This window comes from Mucilaginibacter pankratovii, assembly GCF_014773265.1.
GTDB classification, from domain to species: Bacteria; Bacteroidota; Bacteroidia; order Sphingobacteriales; family Sphingobacteriaceae; genus Mucilaginibacter; species Mucilaginibacter pankratovii.
On record NZ_JACWMY010000006.1, the window covers coordinates 366,079 to 384,114 of the forward strand.

At 45.6% G+C, this 18,036-nt stretch carries 18 protein-coding genes; 12 read left to right on the forward strand and 6 right to left on the reverse strand.

What is annotated here, in order from left to right; translation table 11 throughout:
- Positions 1-22 precede the first annotated feature (22 nt).
- On the reverse strand, positions 23-544 hold the full coding sequence (locus tag IDJ77_RS14235) for an NADPH-dependent FMN reductase (protein WP_191189628.1): 522 nt from the start codon (positions 542-544) through the stop codon (positions 23-25).
- 310 nt (positions 545-854) lie between these two features.
- On the opposite strand from IDJ77_RS14235, the gene IDJ77_RS14240 reads away from it, so the two are divergent.
- The 6 genes from IDJ77_RS14240 (at position 855) to IDJ77_RS14265 (ending at position 6,060) form a co-directional block, all read left to right on the forward strand.
- On the forward strand, positions 855-1,658 hold the full coding sequence (locus IDJ77_RS14240; protein ID WP_191189629.1) for a ParA family protein: 804 nt from the start codon (positions 855-857) through the stop codon (positions 1,656-1,658).
- Between the two features lie 5 nt (positions 1,659-1,663).
- Complete coding sequence (locus IDJ77_RS14245; RefSeq protein ID WP_191189630.1) at positions 1,664-2,575, forward strand: ParB/RepB/Spo0J family partition protein; 912 nt, start codon at positions 1,664-1,666, stop codon at positions 2,573-2,575.
- A 3-nt stretch (positions 2,576-2,578) separates the two neighbouring features.
- On the forward strand, positions 2,579-3,274 hold the full coding sequence (locus IDJ77_RS14250; protein ID WP_191189631.1) for a DUF5683 domain-containing protein: 696 nt from the start codon (positions 2,579-2,581) through the stop codon (positions 3,272-3,274).
- 22 nt (positions 3,275-3,296) lie between these two features.
- Positions 3,297-4,046 (forward strand): 4-hydroxy-tetrahydrodipicolinate reductase, encoded by a 750-nt coding sequence (dapB, locus tag IDJ77_RS14255; RefSeq protein WP_191189632.1) that lies wholly within the window; start codon positions 3,297-3,299, stop codon positions 4,044-4,046.
- Between the two features lie 11 nt (positions 4,047-4,057).
- Positions 4,058-5,524 (forward strand): signal peptidase I, encoded by a 1,467-nt coding sequence (gene lepB, locus IDJ77_RS14260; RefSeq protein WP_317174342.1) that lies wholly within the window; start codon positions 4,058-4,060, stop codon positions 5,522-5,524.
- Between the two features lie 230 nt (positions 5,525-5,754).
- Entirely contained in the window at positions 5,755-6,060 is a 306-nt protein-coding gene (locus IDJ77_RS14265) for a GIY-YIG nuclease family protein (protein WP_191189633.1), read from the forward strand.
- A gap of 92 nt (positions 6,061-6,152) precedes the next feature.
- Here the strand turns inward: IDJ77_RS14265 and IDJ77_RS14270 are convergent, their stop codons facing one another.
- The 5 genes from IDJ77_RS14270 to IDJ77_RS14290 form a co-directional block, all read right to left on the reverse strand.
- Positions 6,153-7,115 carry a Gfo/Idh/MocA family protein gene (locus IDJ77_RS14270; RefSeq protein ID WP_191189634.1) on the reverse strand — a complete coding sequence of 321 codons (963 nt, stop codon included), beginning with the start codon at positions 7,113-7,115 and terminating at the stop codon, positions 6,153-6,155.
- Positions 7,116-7,198: 83 nt separating this feature from the next.
- Positions 7,199-8,260 carry a hypothetical protein gene (locus tag IDJ77_RS14275; protein ID WP_224751097.1) on the reverse strand — a complete coding sequence of 354 codons (1,062 nt, stop codon included), beginning with the start codon at positions 8,258-8,260 and terminating at the stop codon, positions 7,199-7,201.
- A gap of 98 nt (positions 8,261-8,358) precedes the next feature.
- Entirely contained in the window at positions 8,359-9,246 is an 888-nt protein-coding gene (locus IDJ77_RS14280) for a class I SAM-dependent methyltransferase (RefSeq protein WP_191189635.1), read from the reverse strand.
- A gap of 126 nt (positions 9,247-9,372) precedes the next feature.
- The gene (locus IDJ77_RS14285; protein WP_191189636.1) at positions 9,373-10,125 is read right to left on the reverse strand and encodes an ABC transporter ATP-binding protein; all 753 of its coding nucleotides are present in this window, start codon (positions 10,123-10,125) and stop codon (positions 9,373-9,375) included.
- Complete coding sequence (locus IDJ77_RS14290; protein WP_191189657.1) at positions 10,122-10,853, reverse strand: MlaE family ABC transporter permease; 732 nt, start codon at positions 10,851-10,853, stop codon at positions 10,122-10,124. Before IDJ77_RS14290 ends, IDJ77_RS14285 begins: the two co-directional genes overlap by 4 nt.
- A gap of 119 nt (positions 10,854-10,972) precedes the next feature.
- On the opposite strand from IDJ77_RS14290, the gene IDJ77_RS14295 reads away from it, so the two are divergent.
- The 6 genes from IDJ77_RS14295 to IDJ77_RS14320 all read left to right on the forward strand — a co-directional run bounded on the left by IDJ77_RS14295 (position 10,973) and on the right by IDJ77_RS14320 (position 17,901).
- Complete coding sequence (locus tag IDJ77_RS14295) at positions 10,973-11,677, forward strand: SDR family oxidoreductase (protein WP_191189637.1); 705 nt, start codon at positions 10,973-10,975, stop codon at positions 11,675-11,677.
- A 31-nt stretch (positions 11,678-11,708) separates the two neighbouring features.
- Positions 11,709-12,308 (forward strand): PspC domain-containing protein, encoded by a 600-nt coding sequence (locus tag IDJ77_RS14300; RefSeq protein ID WP_191189638.1) that lies wholly within the window; start codon positions 11,709-11,711, stop codon positions 12,306-12,308.
- Positions 12,309-12,310: 2 nt separating this feature from the next.
- Positions 12,311-13,294, forward strand: coding sequence for a LiaI-LiaF-like domain-containing protein (locus tag IDJ77_RS14305; RefSeq protein WP_191189639.1), 984 nt, complete (start codon positions 12,311-12,313; stop codon positions 13,292-13,294).
- A 44-nt stretch (positions 13,295-13,338) separates the two neighbouring features.
- Positions 13,339-14,010, forward strand: a complete 672-nt coding sequence (locus IDJ77_RS14310; protein WP_224751098.1) for an RDD family protein — start codon at positions 13,339-13,341, stop codon at positions 14,008-14,010.
- Between the two features lie 271 nt (positions 14,011-14,281).
- Positions 14,282-15,235, forward strand: coding sequence for a GLPGLI family protein (locus tag IDJ77_RS14315; protein WP_191189640.1), 954 nt, complete (start codon positions 14,282-14,284; stop codon positions 15,233-15,235).
- A complete protein-coding gene (locus IDJ77_RS14320; RefSeq protein ID WP_191189641.1) occupies positions 15,232-17,901 on the forward strand; it encodes a TonB-dependent receptor in 2,670 nt (889 codons plus the stop codon). The genes IDJ77_RS14315 and IDJ77_RS14320 overlap by 4 nt, the downstream gene beginning before the upstream one ends.
- Positions 17,902-18,036: the final 135 nt, after the last annotated feature.

An 18,036-nucleotide genomic window follows, 5' to 3' on the forward strand; every position in this document is an offset into this window, starting at 1 on the left:
CGCTAAGAAGGGCGTGCTGCTGTCAGAATTTGATAAACTTATCTATTTGTTCGTCGGTAAATTTGAGGGTATCTGCAAGAAACAAATTACCATCGGCATCAAGCTCCTGTTTAATGGCCGCGATATGGATCTTTAGCGGCAATACATGCAGGTGCACGTAATTGCAGATGCCGGTAAAATGATCGATGCCGCGGATGTTGCCATACTTGCCTGACGACAGGCCCACCAGCGCCGCCTTTTTTTCGTAAAAGCTATCCGGGAAATCGCAGCAATCTATAAAAACTTTTAGTACGCCGGGGAAACTGCCGTTATACTCGGGTATTACAAATAAGAATTTATCGGTAGCGGTAACCATCTGCTGTATCTTTTCAAATTCGGGGCTGCGCTTACCGTACAGGTCGGTCTCTATTAAATTTGGAGGCAGATCCGTAAGCGAAAATAAATTCGATTGCTGCCCTTTTTCGGCTAATCGTTTTTGATAGTATTTGGCTAATTTAAATGTGGAGCTATTTGGGCGGTTGGTACCTGATATGATAGTGAGCATGCAGTTAATTTTGAATGAGCGAAGGAGTGAATTTTGAATGAATGTGTTAGTGAGTTAATGAATGAAGAAAAGAGAGTGTTATCGCGTGATAGCGAAATCACTCATTCACTCCTTCGCTCATTCACTAATTTCCTCCTCAACATTCACTCATTCGACCTTAAATTTGTTTGTAAGTTGGCAAATGCTGTGGATTTCTGAATTATTTTAATGCGTATCTTTATCGCGGATAAAAAACATTGCAAACATAAAAATTTCTGCACTTGTTTTTCGTTTCAAATAAACCGCTTAATTTAATTTTTGAATATATATAATGGGTAAAATTATAGCTTTAGCCAATCAAAAAGGTGGCGTCGGGAAAACTACATCATCTATCAACCTGGCCGCAAGTTTGGCAGTATTGGATTTTAAAACCCTGCTGCTTGATGCCGACCCGCAGGCAAATTCCACATCGGGCATCGGCTTCGATCCGCGTAATATCAAAAATAGCATCTACGAATGTATCATCAATGATATCGACCCGCATGAGGCTATCCAAAAAACCGAAACACCAAACCTCGACCTGCTGCCTGCACATATCGACCTGGTAGGTGCCGAAATAGAAATGATAAACCTTACCAACCGCGAGTATAAAATGAAAGCGGTGTTGGAAAGCATCCGTAACGAATACGATTTTATTATTATCGATTGCTCGCCGTCATTAGGTTTAATAACCATCAACGCGCTTACCGCTGCCGATTCGGTGATCATCCCGGTACAATGCGAGTACTTCGCGCTGGAAGGTTTGGGTAAATTGCTTAACACTATTAAAATTGTACAAACCCGCCTAAATACCAACCTGGAAATAGAGGGGATATTGCTAACCATGTATGATGTACGCCTGCGCCTTTCTAACCAGGTGGTTGATGAGGTGAAAACGCATTTTGAAGACATGGTTTTTGATACCATTATACAGCGTAACACCCGCTTAAGCGAGGCGCCAAGCTTTGGTATATCGGTAATTATGCACGATGCAAACTGTAAGGGTGCGGTTAATTACCTTAACCTTGCCCGCGAGATCCTTCGTAAGAACGGGCTGGTGAAGGATGAACAACTGGCAACTATCGAAACTGCTTAAGCTATATGAGTGCAGAGAAAAGAAATGCCCTTGGTAAGGGTTTAAGCGCGCTATTGAACGATTCGCCCAGCGTAAATCAAAATAAAACAACCATCCAGCAGGGCAGTTCGGTATCCGAAACTAACAGCCTTGGGTCTATCAGCGAAGTAAAGATAAGCGAGGTTGAGGTAAACCCTTTTCAGCCCCGTACCGAATTTGACGACCAGGCGCTGGCCGACCTGAGTGCATCTATCAAGCTACAAGGCCTTATACAGCCTATTACCGTTAGGCGCATCAATTCGCACAGCTACCAGCTGATATCGGGCGAGCGCAGGCTGCGTGCCAGTAAACTGGCGGGCCTTACGCAAATACCGGCATACATCCGCAGTGCAAACGACCAGCAAATGCTGGAGATGGCACTGATAGAGAACATCCAGCGCGAAGACCTTAACGCTATTGAGGTTGCCCTCAGCTTTCAGCGGATGATAGACGAGTTGAAACTGAAGCAGGAAGAGCTGGGCGATCGTGTAAGCAAAAACCGCAGTACCGTTACCAATTACTTAAGGCTACTAAAGCTGCCGCCATCTATACAGATCTCCTTGCGCGATGCTGAAATAAGCATGGGGCATGCCAAAGCATTACTGGCGATAGAAGACCCGGCTACGCAGCTATACATCCACCAGCAAATTATAAGGCAGGGCCTATCGGTACGTAAGGTAGAGGAATTGGTAAGGGATATGCAGCACGCCCCCAACAAACGCGAAGGCAAGCAGCCCGAAACGCTCACTTTCCAGATGCAAAAGATCCAGGACGACCTTGCTTCCAAATTCAGCACAAGGGTTAAGCTAAAAGTTAATACCCAGGGCAATGGATCTATAGAAATACCGTTCCTATCAGAAGATGATCTGGGCCGTATACTGGAAATGCTGGATTGGTAAATTATGCTAAAGCAACTGTTTGTTATTCTACTTTTTTTGAGTTTTGCATCGGTATGTGTAGCACAAAAGCCCGATACCCTTGCAAAAACTAAAGATACCACGGCAGTTGTTAAGCGCGATACCGTAGTACGCAGTTCTTTCGCCCCAAAAATAAAAAAAGAAAAAACGTACCATCCCGATAGTACACATATACCCAGCCTTGCCGTAAAACGATCGTTATTTGTACCGGGCTGGGGGCAGGTGTACAACAAAAAGTACTGGAAAGTGCCGCTTATTTATGGCGGTTTAGGCTTGCTGGGTGCCGCGGTTATCTACAACCAGGGCTATTTTAAACAGTTTTTGGCGCTCGCACATATTAGCAAGACAGGACAAGTCCCGGTAGTCGGGGATAAGTATTACCCGGATTATGTAAAATACAAGGCCGAGTACGAGCTTTATAAAGGCTTTGGCTATCAAACACTGGCAGATGCATCTGACGGGTACCTGCGTAACCGCGACCTGAGCATTTTGGGTGTTTTAGCGGTTTGGGGTATACAGGCTGTAGATGCCTACATCGATGCCAAGTTCATCAGCTCTTACACGGTTGATAACGATCTTTCCATAAAAGTTACCCCGGGGCTTATCGGCCAGCCGGTGTATGCATCAAATTTTAACAGTTCGTATATTCCGGGTATAAAAATTACCTTTACGCTTAAATAGTAAGCTGCAATAATTTATACGGATGAAGATCGCATTATTAGGCTATGGTAAAATGGGCAAAATTATAGAAGGTATAGCCCTTAGCCGCCAACACGAAATCGTTTTAAAAATAGATAAGGACAATCAACACGACCTAACAGTAGAAAACCTGCAAAAAGCCGATGTTGCCATAGAATTTAGTACCCCCGGTACCGTTTTAGATAACATAAGCACCTGCTTTAGTGCCGGCGTACCTGTTGTTGTTGGTACCACGGGCTGGCATAATATGATGGCTTCGGTAAAGGCCAATTGCGAAGAAAGCGGTAGTACGCTTTTATATGCCACCAACTTTAGCGTAGGGGTGAACATCTTCTTCCATGTAAATAAAATTTTAGCAAAGCTGATGAACAACTATCCGTACTACGAGGTGCAGGTAGAAGAGATCCATCACACGCAAAAACTCGATTCGCCGAGCGGAACAGCCATTACCATTGCCGAAGGGATATTGGATAACCTGGAAAGCAAAAAAGAATGGGTGAACTTATTAACCAACGCACCAACCGCAGAAGACAACACGGTAACTGCCGACCAGCTGCTGATAGAAAGCCACCGCATTGAAAACGTGCCGGGGACCCACACCGTGATATACGATTCGGAAGTGGATAGCATAGAGTTTAAGCACACCGCCCATAACCGTAACGGCTTTGCCTTAGGCGCGGTATTGGCTGCCGAATGGGTGCAGGATAAAAAAGGTTTCTACTCGGTAGAAGACATGTTTAATTTTAACGTTTAACAATACATATTGTGAATTTAGCAGGATTTTTTATTGCGTTTTTTTTACTCATTATACTGCCCTATATAGGCCTTTGGAAATTATTTGAGAAAGCAGGCGTTCCCGGGTGGAAGGCGATAATACCAATATACGATATATCTATAATGCTGAAATTGAGCGGCCGGCCAACTTGGTGGATGCTGCTATTGTTGATACCGGGATTAAACTTTTTAGTTGCTATTGGTATCACTATCGATTTTGTTAAGTCGTACGGCAAATTAAGCCTTGGGCAGATACTTGGCGGCGTAGTTTTGTCGTTTGTTTTCTTCCCCAAATGGGGTTTTGATAAAGAGACCACCTATTGGGGCCCATCTGCAAGCGCCGAGTTTAAAGAAAAGCATAAAAAGAAACTGGCAAAATCATCGGGCCGCGAGTGGACCGAAGCTATAATTTTTGCCGTTGTAGCAGCTACGCTTATCCGCACGCTGTTTATAGAGGCTTATACCATCCCCACGCCATCCATGGAGCGTTCGTTATTAGTAGGCGACTTCCTGTTTGTAAGCAAGGTGAACTACGGTGCACGCACGCCGATGACGCCCGTAGCCTTCCCGTTTGCGCATCACACCATGCCATTATTGGGCACTAAGGCATACTGGGATGGACTGGAATTGCCTTATTACCGCCTGCCGGGTTTAAGCGAAGTTAAAAAAGGCGATGTTGTGGTTTTTAACTACCCGATGGAAGCCGACGCACCGCTTAACCGACCTGTGGATAAGCGCGAGAATTATATTAAACGCTGCCAGGGTGCTCCCGGCGATACCATTGCATTGCTGCACGCCCAGGTATATGTTAATGGCAAAGCCATGCCAAACCCGCCGGGCTCACAATTGGATTATATTATTGCAGACAACGGGACGCCCCTAAATCCGGATATTTTGGATGAGCTGAAGGTTTCTGATTATGAGGGCAACCCTAACCATACTATGACGAAGGAAGCGGCTGCCAAAATAAAAACCTATTCAAACATCAAATCTATCACCGCTAATATTAAACAACCCGGTGCTGCCGATCCGTTTAATCCGGTGTTCCCGGCTGCTACGCCAAAGTATAAGCTCGACCCTAAGAACAGGGATTTTAATTGGAACGTAGATAACTTCGGCCCTATCATTATCCCTAAAAAAGGCTGGACAGTTAAATTAGACAGCCTTACACTACCCGTTTACGGCCGCGCTATTGAAGTGTACGAAGGCAATAAACTGGAGATTGTTAATGGCGAGATCATGATAAATGGCCAGAAAACTACCAGCTATACTTTTAAAATGAATTATTACTGGATGATGGGCGATAACCGCCACGATTCGGCTGATTCGCGCTACTGGGGTTTTGTACCCGAAGACCACATTGTAGGCAAGGCCCTGTTCATCTGGATGAGTTGGGACGAGAATGCGTCCTTCTTCAGCAAGATCCGCTGGAGCAGGTTGTTCAGAGGGATAGAATAAGAATTTATAAAGAAGGGCTGCTCACACGAGCAGCCCTTCTTTATATCCACGTCGTCCTTGCGAGCGATAGCGTGGCAATCATCGGTAGGAAGATCGACGAATATTGTTCAATGCCGATACCTGTGCGCGCTCACCACCTCGTCCTTGCGAGCGATAGCGCGGCAATCATCGGTTAGCTGAGTAGCTTCATAAGGTCGCCAAATATTCATCTCGAATACTTATTTTGCATTATGGTATTTCAACGGGGCGGCTGCGTTTACATAACAACTAACAAACAACATTCTGTTTTGTACGCTGGAGTTACCTCTGAGATGCTGGAACGTGCGTGGAAGCATAAAAACAAACACTATCCTGATAGTTTTTCGGCTAAATATAATTGCGATAAACTTGTTTATTATTGTTTCTATTCCACTATTGAGGAAGCAATAGCCGCAGAGAAATCCATAAAGGCCGGCAATCGCCAAAAGAAGATAGCATTAATTAATGCAATGAATCCCAACTGGGACGACCTATACGAGGGCTTACTAAACGAATAGTTTAATTAGCCTTTAAACAAATTCGCCGACCTGCTTGCCGATGATTGCCGCGCTATCGCTCGCAAGGACGTTAGGTGATGGGACGGTCATTATTACTCCCCAATAAACTTCAACCCCACCTGCTTCCTTGCTTCATCTATCATCGCTATCATCCCGCGAGACATTTCGTGGGGTAGTATCGAGCTTTCCAGGTCACCGTTGCGGAGGAGCTCCACAAAGTGGGCCGTTTCATAATTTAGTCCGCCATCGGTAAAAGGCTCGCTGAGTTCTACGCTTCTGCCGTCGAGGTAATCAATAGTGGCTTTAGCCGGGTTCCACCAGTTTTTGTGGATGGTGATATGGCCCAGGGTGCCGCAGATGAGCGCATCGCCCTTGCCATGCAGGTCGAATCCGCAGTAAACCTGCGCATAGCCATGCTGGTGTTTGGTTTGGAAGATGCTGAACATGTCTATCCGCGTATCGTCGATATAACCCATGGCCTGTACTTCCTGCGTTGCGCCAAGCCAGCTGATGGCGAGATAGGCCTCGTAAATGCCAATACCCATCAGGCTGCCGCCTGCCAGTTCGTAACTAAAGTTGGGGTGGTCACGGTCGATATCGGCCACGGAAGACCCTGCACGCACATAGCCCACCCGACCGATGGGGTCTTTCTCAAGGTAATCCTGCAATTTGCGGTAAAGCGGAAAGAAAGGCGGCTTCATCCCCTCCATAAATAGGATCTTTTTCTCACGTGCTACGGCAAGCACCTGGTCAAGTTCAGTTAGGTTTAGGGTTGCCGGCTTTTCGCAAAGCACCGCTTTGCCGGCATTAAAAGCTTTAATGCAGTATTCGGCGTGGCTATTGGGAAGCGTAGCAATATAAACGGCATCAATATCGCTTGCAAGCAATTCGTCAACACTGGTGCAGGCATTGCCGCCATATTGGGCCACAAAGGCATCCACCGTTTCTGCCCTGCGCGACCATGACGCCGCCAGCACATTACCCGGCAGTGAATTTAATCCCAGCATAAAACGATGCGCAATGCGCCCGCAGCCAATAATGCCCCATTTGATCATAAGTCAAAATTAAAAATTCAAAATTAAAAAAGCCTTAGGCTGCTATACAACCTAAGGCTTTCATTTATATAAATGCTAAAATATTATTGGTACTGTATGTAAATAGGTTGTGGTTTATACCTCGATAATACTTCCTCTGGTGTAAGCAGGTGGTGAGGCGCTTTCTTGATGTCGTTTTTGTAGAACAACTTAAAGCCTGTGAATTGTACCGGCTCCCGGTCAATAAAGTAGCGGTAGGTACCAGTCTTCAGGTCGGGTTCGCCCCAGCCGTCCATATCCATTACTACCTGCACTTCGGGGCGGAGTTTGATGTTTTGGTAGTTGGTTACCATCTTTTTGGTAAAGCGGTGTACGATCAGGATCTTTGGAGGCAAGCCGTTCTTTTTAACAATACCAGCTAAGTAGTTCGATACATAGTTGATATCGGAAGCATCATATGTGCCGATTTTTTTCCCGGGCTTGCTGCCATCCTTCATAGAAAATTCAGGATCCATACCAAAATGCACCTGTGGCATTTTTAGATACGGCTCAAATAAAGGTAATTCTTGTTGTATGGTGCTTAACGATACCTGTACATCCAAAAAAACCAGCGCATGTGCGGTTTTTGCCATGGCTAAAACGCTGTCTATTTGTTTAAACGGCATGCGGTAACGGTACTTGCCGTCTTTTCCGGCTGCTCCCTGGGCAACTACAGCTATGTAATGCAACGCTGGTTGTACCGGTGTTTTTGGGTCTGCTTTTTCCCAGGCTTTTACTTCGCCTTTTAACTTGGCAAGCATTTCCTTCGGCGGCAATTCGCCTAAAATTCCCATTTTTTTCGAATATAGGTTACCGTAAAACGCTACTACGCGTTTAAATGGCAAAATAGCGCCGCCAAGTGGGGTAGGCTGGTTTTTTACAGGCCACCTGCCGCTGGTATCGCCATGGGCGTTGAATTTTAAAAGGGAATCGTACAGCGCCTTATCCGTAGGAGGGTAGGTTGACTTTACTACGCTTAAAGTATCCGGTTCATCGCCGGCTGCTTTTTTGGCTGCGGTATCAGCTTTTTTATCAGCAGCTTTTCCGCCATCGGATGTGCAACTGGTGAAAAATACGGCCGTGCACAGCACGAACATGGCAGAGAACAATACACTTTTAAATTTCATAGATGTGGCGATGTTTGGAACGTTATGCAGCTTATTGCCGCGTATTATTTAATAATTAGCTAAATATAATGCTTGTAAAGATAGAAATACTTACCCTATCAGGATTTATTTTTATAAAACTTGCCAAATACCCCCAGCGGCAACTTGGTGCCGGCGGTGGCTTGCAGGTACAGTTCACCTATCTCCAGGTTCTCTACTTTGGGGAAAGCTTTTTTGATGAGGTTCTCGATAATTACCGACGAGAAACCAAGAGAATAAGTGTTTAATATCAGGAAATGCTCCTCGGGATCCAGCAGTTGGATCACGTCGGTCATCATCTCGTTGATGCTGTCTTCCAGTTTCCATTTCTCGCCGTTAGGGCCGTTGCCATAAGCAGGCGGATCGAGGATGATACCGTTGTAAGTTTTGCCGCGCTTTACTTCGCGCTTTACAAACTTAAGGGCGTCCTCTACCATCCAGCGGATATCTTTAAGGCCCGATAATTCCTGGTTTTCGTTTGCCCAGGTAACCACCTGTTTTATCGAATCTACGTGCGTGGTATCGGCACCGGCTGCCTTAGCTATTAAAGAAGCCCCGCCTGTGTACGCGAAAAGGTTAAGCACCTTGGGGGCAGGTGTTTTAAACTTTTTAATATTATCAGATATAAAATCCCAGTTAACGGCCTGCTCGGGGAAAATGCCCAGGTGTTTAAACGAGGTTAAACCCAGGCGGAATTTGATAGCCACATCATTGTTCTTGTATTCGATGTGCCAGCGGTCGGGTGTTTTAGGGTCTTTTTTCACCCAGTCGCCCGCCGTTGCCGAGCGGCCTTTAAATTTTATGTGATGGATCTTTTGCCATTGGTCGGCGCTCAGCGTTTTGCCCCAAACGGCTTGCGGCTCGGGGCGTATCAGTACAATATTGCCAAACCGTTCCAGTTTTTCAAAGTCGCCGCAGTCAATCAGCTCGTAATCTTTCCAGTGGGTTGGTGTGAGAAGTTGGATCATTTTTTTAATTTAGTCCGAAAGTCAGCAAAGTCCGGAAGACCGAAAGTTAGTAAAGTCCGGAAGATTGTATTTACCGCAAAGATAGTAGCTTCCTTCGAACTTTCGGACATCAGACTTTCCGACTTTTTAGAGCTTCCCCTTCGCCGCCTGCATAAATTTACTGGCGAATACAAATTCGTTTAGTTCCTTATTATCGGTATGGGCAATTTCTTTGTTGCTGCCTTCCCACCATTTTTGGCCCTGGTGCAAAAATATGATGTTTTCGCCTATTCCCATTACCGAGTTCATATCATGCGTTACGATGATGGTAGTCATGTTGTATTCGCTGGTGAGGTCGTTTATCAGGTCGTCAATTACGATAGACGTTTTTGGGTCGAGGCCTGAGTTTGGCTCATCTACAAACAAATATTTTGGCTGCATGGATAGAGCCCGGGCAATACCCACGCGCTTTTTCATCCCGCCCGAAAGCTCTGCAGGGTATAGCTTGTTCTTATCTTGCAGGTTTACACGTTCCAGGCAAAAATTGGCGCGCTCGCGTTTTTCTGCAAGCGATTGCTTTGTAAACAGGTTGAGGGGGAACATGATGTTTTGTTCCACGGTCATAGAATCGAACAGGGCCGAGTTCTGGAAAAGCATCCCAATTTGCGTACGGATAGGTACGCGCTCGGTAAAATCCATGTCGGTAAAGTTCTCGTCTTCAAAAAACACTTTACCCTTGGTGGGTTCGTGCAGGCCCACAATGCATTTTAGCAAAGTAGTTTTACCCGAGCCGGAGCCACCGATAATGAGGTTGTTCTTCCCCGTTTGAAAGGTAGCGCTGATCCCTTTAAGCACATCATTATCGCCGAATGTTTTGTAAATGTCTTTTATCTCGATCATAGCATTAAACGGGTGATAACCAAATCGGCAAATAATATCATTACGCAACTAAACACAACTCCCCGCGTGGCCGATTGCCCCACCTCCAGCGCACCGCCTGAAGTGTAGAACCCCTGATATGCGCAAATAGAAGCTATTATGAATCCAAAAAAGAAAGCCTTAACCAACGCCACACGGATGGTAAGCGGTATAAAGCCATCGCGTAAACCCATGATGTAATCTGCCGGTGTAACTTCGCCCCCAAATAAGCAAGCAATGTACCCACCGGTAATACCCAGGGCTATAGAGATGATCACCAGCATCGGGATCATGGTGATACAGGCGATGATCTTTGGTGCAATAAGATACCCGGGCGCATTTACACCCATGATTTCCAGGGCATCTATCTGCTCGGTAACACGCATAGTGCCAATTTGGGATGCGATGCTGGAGCCTACCCTGCCTGCCAGCACCAGGGCCGATATGGTTGGGCTAAACTCCAGAATGGTAGAGTCGCGCGCGATCTTGCCGGCAGTACTAAGCGGTACCAGCGGGCTGGAAAGCTGGAATGCCACCTGTATGGTAGTTGCCGCGCCAATAAACACTGATATAATGCTGATGATGCCCAACGAGCCAATCCCTACGGAAACCATCTCGCGCATTACCTCGGCCCAGTAAACACTGAACTTCTCGGGCCGTTTAAAACTTAAACGCAGTAAGAGTATATATTTTCCTAAACTATAAAACATAGTGGCCATTAAAACTGGTTAAAAATACATTTTTTAATTTTAAGCTTTATTGCTTGTTATAATTGAATTACTTTTAATAAGAATATTACGCGGCGATGGCTGTAAAAAACATCCTTATCATGAAAAATGCATTAATAACCGGGGCAACAAAAGGCATGGGCCGTGCAGTGGCCATAGCTTTCGCTAAACAAGGAATAAACCTGTCTATTTGTTCTCGCAAGGAGCAAGAATTATTAGATTTTAAAGAAGAAATATTACAGATAGCCCCCGGTATACAGGTGTTTACCCTGGTTGCCGACTGCAGTAAACGCGACGATGTAAAAAAATTTGCCGTATTCACCGAGAAAAACATGGGTTTCGTCGACATTTTGGTGAATAACGTGGGTATGTACAAGCACTCGTTTATACTTGATGACAGCGAAGATTCCTTCCAAAAACAGATAGATACCAACCTGATGCCGGCCTATGAACTGTACCGTTTCTTCGGTAAAAGTATGGTTTCTGTCGGTAAAGGGCATATATTCAATATATGCTCCATTGCAGCTATAAACCCTATAGCCGAGGCGGGGGTGTATAGCGTAACAAAGTATGCGTTGTTAGGTCTTAATAAGGTAATGAAACTCGAAATGCAGCCACACGGAGTAAAGGTAACAGCAATAATCCCCGGCTCGACATTGACAGACTCATGGGCGGGGATGCAAGTGGATAAAAACAAGATGGTATTGCCTGAAGATATCGCAGCAGCTATCATCACAATTTATAACATGAGCGCCGGCGCCAATGTAGATGAGATGATCGTTACACCAAAATTTGGACAGATCTAATTATTTAAACGCAATTAAAAAACTAAACACAATGGAAAAGAAACTTTATAGAAACGAACACGGCAAAATGATAGGCGGTGTTTGTGCAGGCATAGCAGATTACCTTGCCATCGACCCAACAATTGTACGCCTTATATTCCTGGTATTATTTTTTGGCCACGGAGCAGGCTTTTTGATATACATCATCTTACTGGTGGTATTGCCAAAACGCAACGCCATGTTTAACGACCCTAATTTTAAACCGGGTGTTGATTACCGCGTGCCGCCAATGCAGCCTTTCGGCGAGCCCTTTGCATACCCGCCCATCCCGCCAAAAAAGGCATCAAATGTAGGTGTGATCTTCGGCGCGATACTGATAGTAATGGGTACCATATTTTTGATAGATGAGTTTGATATCATCCCCGATTGGGATTTCGACAGGCTTTGGCCGCTGATCATCGTGGCAGCAGGTGCAGCCCTGTTGGTTGCCGGGCAAAAGAAACAGCCATGGGAACAAAAAGACTGGAGCGCTACCACAAACACAACCGCTGCAGAGCCAGCAACAGAAAGCAATTCTGCCGAGAAAACACCAGGCTTCGACCTGACTAAGAAAAGCGACGATCAATCAACCGACAACCCTACAACTATATAATCATGAAAAGCAATAAAATAATGCCGGGTGTTATCCTGGTGCTCCTTGGAGCTTTATTTTTACTACATAACTACAATGTTATCAACTTCCACTGGGGCAACGTTTTCACCCTTTGGCCGGTGTTCCTTATCATGGGTGGTGTAAACCTGGTATTGGCCAACAACCGCGAAGCCTGGGCCACTGCGGTAAAAGTAGCCGTAGTAGTAGGATGTTTTTGCCTGCTGGTATTTGTGCCAAACCACCGCAACTATTTTTGGAACCACCACAATGGCAACTGGAATTTTAGCGATCACGATTTCGATAATGATGACGACGATGATGATACCACCTCTTCAAGAGGCGTTATCAAAGTAGAAGGTGCCAGCACCTACAGCGAGCCATACGCGGCAGCTATTAAAACAGCCCGTTTAAACATCAGCGGCGGTGCATCAGAGTATACCATAAAAGATACCACCGGCGAGTTGTTTAACGCCGTAACAAAGGAGTTTTACAATAAATATGAGTACACCCACAGCCTGGATAGCGGCACTTTTGTAGCTAACCTGAAAATGCGCGATCAGAAAGGGAAAGATTTCCATTGGGACAGCGATAAAATGAACTCGGCAGTAATTAAGTTAAATACTGCGCCTGAGTGGGATATCAATATCAAAACCGGCGCCAGCGCGCTTGACTTTGATCTGACCAAATTCAAAATAAAGAATTTGACCATCAACGGAGGTGCTGCTTCATTCGAAGTTAAAATGGGCCAGCCGCTTGCAACAACCAACATAGAAGTAAACACCGGCGTATCAGGTGTTACCATCCAAATCCCTAAAGATGCAGCTTGCAGCATTGTAACCAGCTCGGGCTTGTCATCAAACGATTTTGAAGGCTTTACAGATAACGGTAACAACCACTACGAAACCCCTGGTTTTGCTGCTGCCAAAAACAAAATGTATATTAAATTAAAAGGGGGCCTATCGGGCTTTGAAGTAAAACGGTACTAATTTTTACAAGGCCGGGAGTGTATAATGATTAATGTTTAAATTTGATGATGCAAACTCCCGGCCCTGTTACTTCACCAAATGCTGCCGCCAATAAATATGTGCTGGTAGTATCCGGTAAACCCGAAGGGCCATTTAGCATAGCCGAATTAAAAGCAAAAAAAGTAAAGCCGGGCGATTTTGTAAAAACCCCGGCAATGGACGATTATAAAGAAGCCCATGAAGTTGCCGAACTACGGCAACTTTTTGGCTTTAGCAGGCAGCCGGTGCCCCTGCAATACTTTGGCAGTTTCGATCAACGCGCAACCGCTTCGGTAGTAGATTGGTTTATTGTTTTGGGCGTATTTGTCGTGGCTTCTTTTGTGGTAATGCTGCTCCTGCTGCTGATACTCCCCGGCGATGATAATAAAATTATCCGCATAGGTATAACCGGGGGCATCGTGGCACTTACTATCCCCGCCAGGCTTATTTACAGCATAATAATGGAAAGCGGCCCCAAACAGGGAACCTACGGCAAGCAATTGCTAAAAATACGCGTGTGCGATATCTATGGCGAACGTATAGACGCTTCAAGGGCATTTGCCCGCAACGCAGCAAAGATCCTCTCGGTAGCCACGTTTTTTGTAGGCTATCTCATCATCTTCTTCACCAAAAAACAACAAGGCCTGCACGATATGCTGGCCGATACCCTGGTTATTAAAGACAGGCTGGATGGGTAACTTCAGTTGGCGGTGGGCAGTTAGCAGCACCAGTAACTGATTATCAGCCACCCTTCGCGCTATAGCCGCTTAACCACTATCTCTTCAATTTCTTAACCCTCCGATCGGTATTATCCTAAAGCAAACTGCCCACTGTTAACTGCAAACTGAAATGCCTACTGTTAAAATGTGTTAAATTCTACGAAACTATCGTAGAATAACTAATATAATAGTTATGTTTGTTTTGTAAATCGAATTCAACCTTAATTATTAATACTCATATCACATTAAAATGAAAAGCTTATTTCTACTATTCACCTTCGGTATTATCGTTTTTAACGCTAAAGCCCAAAGTCCCGAAATGGCAAAGGCAACCGTTCGCTACAAGTTTTCGCACATCCGCGATACTACGGCAAGGGATAAACCATATACCGAAAACATGATCCTGTTTTTGGGTCAATCGTCAAGCGCCTACAAAAGCTACGACCGCAAACTGCAGGATGCCCTGATGAAAAAGCAAATAGAGGCGCAAATGGCCGAGCAAAAGGGCAGCGGCAACGTAAATATTAAAGTAACCGGCGGCAAGCCAACCACCCGGGTAGAATACTACCAGTTTGCAGCAACAAACAAGTTAGTGCGCAAGGAAAACCTGATAACCCCCTACCTGATAGAAGAGCCAATGCCTGCCATCGCCTGGAAAGTAAGTGCCGATACGGCCAGTTTTGGCACCCTGCTTTGCCAAAAAGCAACCGGGCATTTTAAGGGCCGCGATTATACCGCCTGGTTTTGCCCCGACCTGCCTTTCCGCGCAGGTCCATGGAAGCTGAACGGCTTGCCCGGCCTTATTGTAGAGGCCTATGATACCAACAGAGAGGTAGAATTTAAATTTGATGGCATGGAGCAGGTTGTGCCATCTGATAAACCTGTAGAGGCGGCCGAACCAACCCCGGCCCCCGGCACCAGCGTGGTAAGGTTTGGCGGGCCCGATGATAATGCAGACCCCAATCTGATTGCCCTGCCCGCCAATGCGGTAAAAACCTCAGAAAAAGAGTTCAATAAACTACAGGAGGCCATGCGTAAAGATCCGCAGGCCTTTATGGCCGCTATGGGCGGCGGCGGTGGCGCAATAAGGCCGGCTACAGGCGGTGGCCCCGGTGGTGGCGACCGAATGGTACGCTCGGTTGTAGTAAACAACGGCTCACCTGCTGTGATCAATAACCCCTTAGAGTTACCCGAAAAGAAATGATAAGGCTATACCAAATAGGTGTAGTGTTCATTTTATGTACGCTATGCTCTGCCGCGTGCCTTGCTCAAAGCATAAAGGGTACGGTAACGGATAGCCTGGGGAAGGGAGTTTCCTTTGCCAGCGTTAACCTTAAAAGCGGTAATCTTATCCTGGCGTATACCACTACCAATGCCAAAGGTGTTTATACACTGACTGTGCCCGCCGATGCGGATAAGGCCAGTTTGCAACTGGCGGTAAGCTGTGTTGGCTTTAAAAAAGAGGTAAGAAAGGTTGATGGGTTTGAGGCGCCCTATAACTTTAAGCTCTCCGGAGCCTCCAACCAGTTGCAAACCGTTACCATAAAGGACAAAAATCCACGGCTTAGGGCGCATGGCGATACGCTGGATTATAAGGTTTCTGATTTTGCCAGTCCGCAGGATAGGGTAATTGGCGATGTAATTAAAAAGTTGCCCGGCGTAACGGTGGATAAGGATGGCAAGATCAGTTACAACGGCAAGGCCATATCCAACCTTTACATCGGCGGCGATAACCTGCTGGATGATAAGTATAACATTGCCACCAGCTCTATCCCCAATGGGGTGGTAGATAAGGTGCAAGTGATGGAAAACCACCAGCCCATAAAAATGCTGAAGGATAAGGTAGTGAGCGAGGATGTTGCCCTTAACCTCAGCATGAAAAAGGATGCCAAAATGCAGGTAGTAGGCCAGGAAACCTTAGGCGCTGGCTTACCCGATAAATATTATGCCGATATAAACGCCATGATGTTTAAGGATAAGTACAAAGCAATAAACTACCTCAAGGTAAACAATACCAATTTTGATGTGGCCGGCGATTTGGTAGCACACAACAATTCGAGCTATTTATCGCGATTGGATAACGATAAGCCTGCTACGGTGCTCTCTTTAGGTACCGCCGGCGACCCCGACCTGCCGCGCAACCGCTACCTGTTTAATCAGGCAGGTATCATCAACCTCAATAATTTGGTTAACCTGAAAAACGATGTGCAGCTGCGTGCCAACCTGTCGTACCTGCACGATACCCAGAAGCAGAGCTATACTAAGTTCAGCGAGTTTTATTTGCCTGCGGATACCATCCGCTACGCCGAGGTGCAAAACAACAAACGCCGTCCCGATTATATGCATGCGCAGTTAGGGCTCAACATTAATCAGAACAAGTTTTACTTATCTGATAATTTTATAGCCGATTATAGCAAAAGCACAGGGTACTCGGCACTGGTAACCAATGGCATACCCGTTAACCAGGTTTTTAAGGATAATTTGATGGATATCTCCAACGAGTTCAACTATATGAAAACCTTTAAAACCAATAAGATCATCGAGCTGTACAGCTACCTCAACCGCAGTACCGAGCCCGAGAAACGTGTGATAGACCCGGGTTTGAACCCTGATATTTTCAATAACGGCGTTGCATATAAGCAACTTACCCAAAATGCCGACATCCCCACTTGGTTCACCAACAACTATGTGGGTTACAAAATACCGGGTAACAACGTTACGCAAAGTTATAAGGCGGGGTTCAGCCTGCAATCGCAAACGCTGAAGTCGGATTTAAATGTTACACAATTGAATAACAGCACAAACCTGGTGGCAGATAGCGCGGTAAACAATTTAGCCTGGCAGCGGCGGAAAATTTATGCGGAAGCAGGTTACGATATCCCCGGCAGCATCCTAAAGGTGAATATAAACCTGCCGGTAAACTATCTTAATATTGCCTATAAAGATGGTTACTACAGCCTCGATAAAAGCCTCAGTCGCCTTTACTTTAACCCAAGGTTGTATGTAAAATACCAAAGCGGGATAGAGAATTACTTTTCCATGGGGTACAGCTTCCGTAACGATATCGGTAGCATACAGGATGTGTATAACGGCTATATCCTCAAAAACTACCGCAGCCTGTACGCCAATAACGCGGATCTGACGGAGCGTAAAACACAATCGGCCAACCTTGGGTTCAACTTCCGCAGGGCAATTCAGCTGTTTTTTTTCAGCATCAATGCCTCGTATACCCATCAAAATGCCAATAATATTGCATCCAGCGTGTTAACCAATAATATTCAGCAACGCATCGTACTGCCTTATGATAACAATATCGATTCGTGGGGGCTATCGGGTAATATCAGTAAGTATGCCTTTAGTTTACGCACCACTTTCAGCGCGGGGCTGGCCATACAAACCACCAAGCTAAACCAGATCCTGAATAATATTATACTGCCCTACAACACCCTGTCTAAAAGCGTAAATTTTGGTGCCGATACCAAAGTGAGCAGCAAGGTGAACTTTAGCTATAAGGCAGGATACGACCAAACCACCAGCAAATCCACAGTGGTGGCATCAAAAAGCAAATTCGAGCGGCTGATACAGCAGGCATCGGTTAATTATAACCCAACGGATAATGTGTTTTTCGCCATCTCGGGCGACCATTACTACACCCACCAGCAGCAAGCCAACGATTTGAAGTATATGTTTGCCGATGCCAGCATCCGTTATAAATTCAAAAAAGTAAAAGCGGATGTAGAGTTGAGCGCTCAAAATTTATTCAATACCAAAACCTACAGCGCGCTGTACCTGTCGGCAAACTCATTTACCTCAAGTACTTACAGCATCCCGGGCAGGTTTATGCTGGCGAAGGTTACGTTTACTTTGTAGAAACCATCACGTCATTGCTGTAAGGGTTTAGTAATTCGATGACAGATTAGCGGTTTTAATTTTTGTTGTTTAGGGTGCACATTTCAATAGGTTTTTTACCATTAATACCTTGATGAGGCCTTTCCCAGTTGTAAT

Excerpts from the sequence above, each read along its gene's own strand:
- IDJ77_RS14235 (WP_191189628.1), bottom strand. The coding sequence starts at position 544 with ATGCTCACTATCATATCAGGTACCAACCGCCCAAATAGCTCCACATTT.
- IDJ77_RS14320 (WP_191189641.1), top strand. The coding sequence starts at position 15,232 with ATGATAAGGCTATACCAAATAGGTGTAGTGTTCATTTTATGTACGCTA.
- IDJ77_RS14315 (WP_191189640.1), top strand. The coding sequence starts at position 14,282 with ATGAAAAGCTTATTTCTACTATTCACCTTCGGTATTATCGTTTTTAAC.
- dapB (WP_191189632.1), top strand. The coding sequence starts at position 3,297 with ATGAAGATCGCATTATTAGGCTATGGTAAAATGGGCAAAATTATAGAA.
- IDJ77_RS14250 (WP_191189631.1), top strand. The coding sequence starts at position 2,579 with ATGCTAAAGCAACTGTTTGTTATTCTACTTTTTTTGAGTTTTGCATCG.
- IDJ77_RS14290 (WP_191189657.1), bottom strand. The coding sequence starts at position 10,853 with ATGTTTTATAGTTTAGGAAAATATATACTCTTACTGCGTTTAAGTTTT.
- IDJ77_RS14305 (WP_191189639.1), top strand. The coding sequence starts at position 12,311 with ATGAAAAGCAATAAAATAATGCCGGGTGTTATCCTGGTGCTCCTTGGA.
- IDJ77_RS14295 (WP_191189637.1), top strand. The coding sequence starts at position 10,973 with ATGAAAAATGCATTAATAACCGGGGCAACAAAAGGCATGGGCCGTGCA.
- IDJ77_RS14275 (WP_224751097.1), bottom strand. The coding sequence starts at position 8,260 with ATGAAATTTAAAAGTGTATTGTTCTCTGCCATGTTCGTGCTGTGCACG.
- IDJ77_RS14310 (WP_224751098.1), top strand. The coding sequence starts at position 13,339 with ATGATGCAAACTCCCGGCCCTGTTACTTCACCAAATGCTGCCGCCAAT.
- IDJ77_RS14280 (WP_191189635.1), bottom strand. The coding sequence starts at position 9,246 with ATGATCCAACTTCTCACACCAACCCACTGGAAAGATTACGAGCTGATT.
- IDJ77_RS14240 (WP_191189629.1), top strand. The coding sequence starts at position 855 with ATGGGTAAAATTATAGCTTTAGCCAATCAAAAAGGTGGCGTCGGGAAA.
- IDJ77_RS14300 (WP_191189638.1), top strand. The coding sequence starts at position 11,709 with ATGGAAAAGAAACTTTATAGAAACGAACACGGCAAAATGATAGGCGGT.
- IDJ77_RS14285 (WP_191189636.1), bottom strand. The coding sequence starts at position 10,125 with ATGATCGAGATAAAAGACATTTACAAAACATTCGGCGATAATGATGTG.
- IDJ77_RS14265 (WP_191189633.1), top strand. The coding sequence starts at position 5,755 with ATGGTATTTCAACGGGGCGGCTGCGTTTACATAACAACTAACAAACAA.
- IDJ77_RS14270 (WP_191189634.1), bottom strand. The coding sequence starts at position 7,115 with ATGATCAAATGGGGCATTATTGGCTGCGGGCGCATTGCGCATCGTTTT.
- IDJ77_RS14245 (WP_191189630.1), top strand. The coding sequence starts at position 1,664 with ATGAGTGCAGAGAAAAGAAATGCCCTTGGTAAGGGTTTAAGCGCGCTA.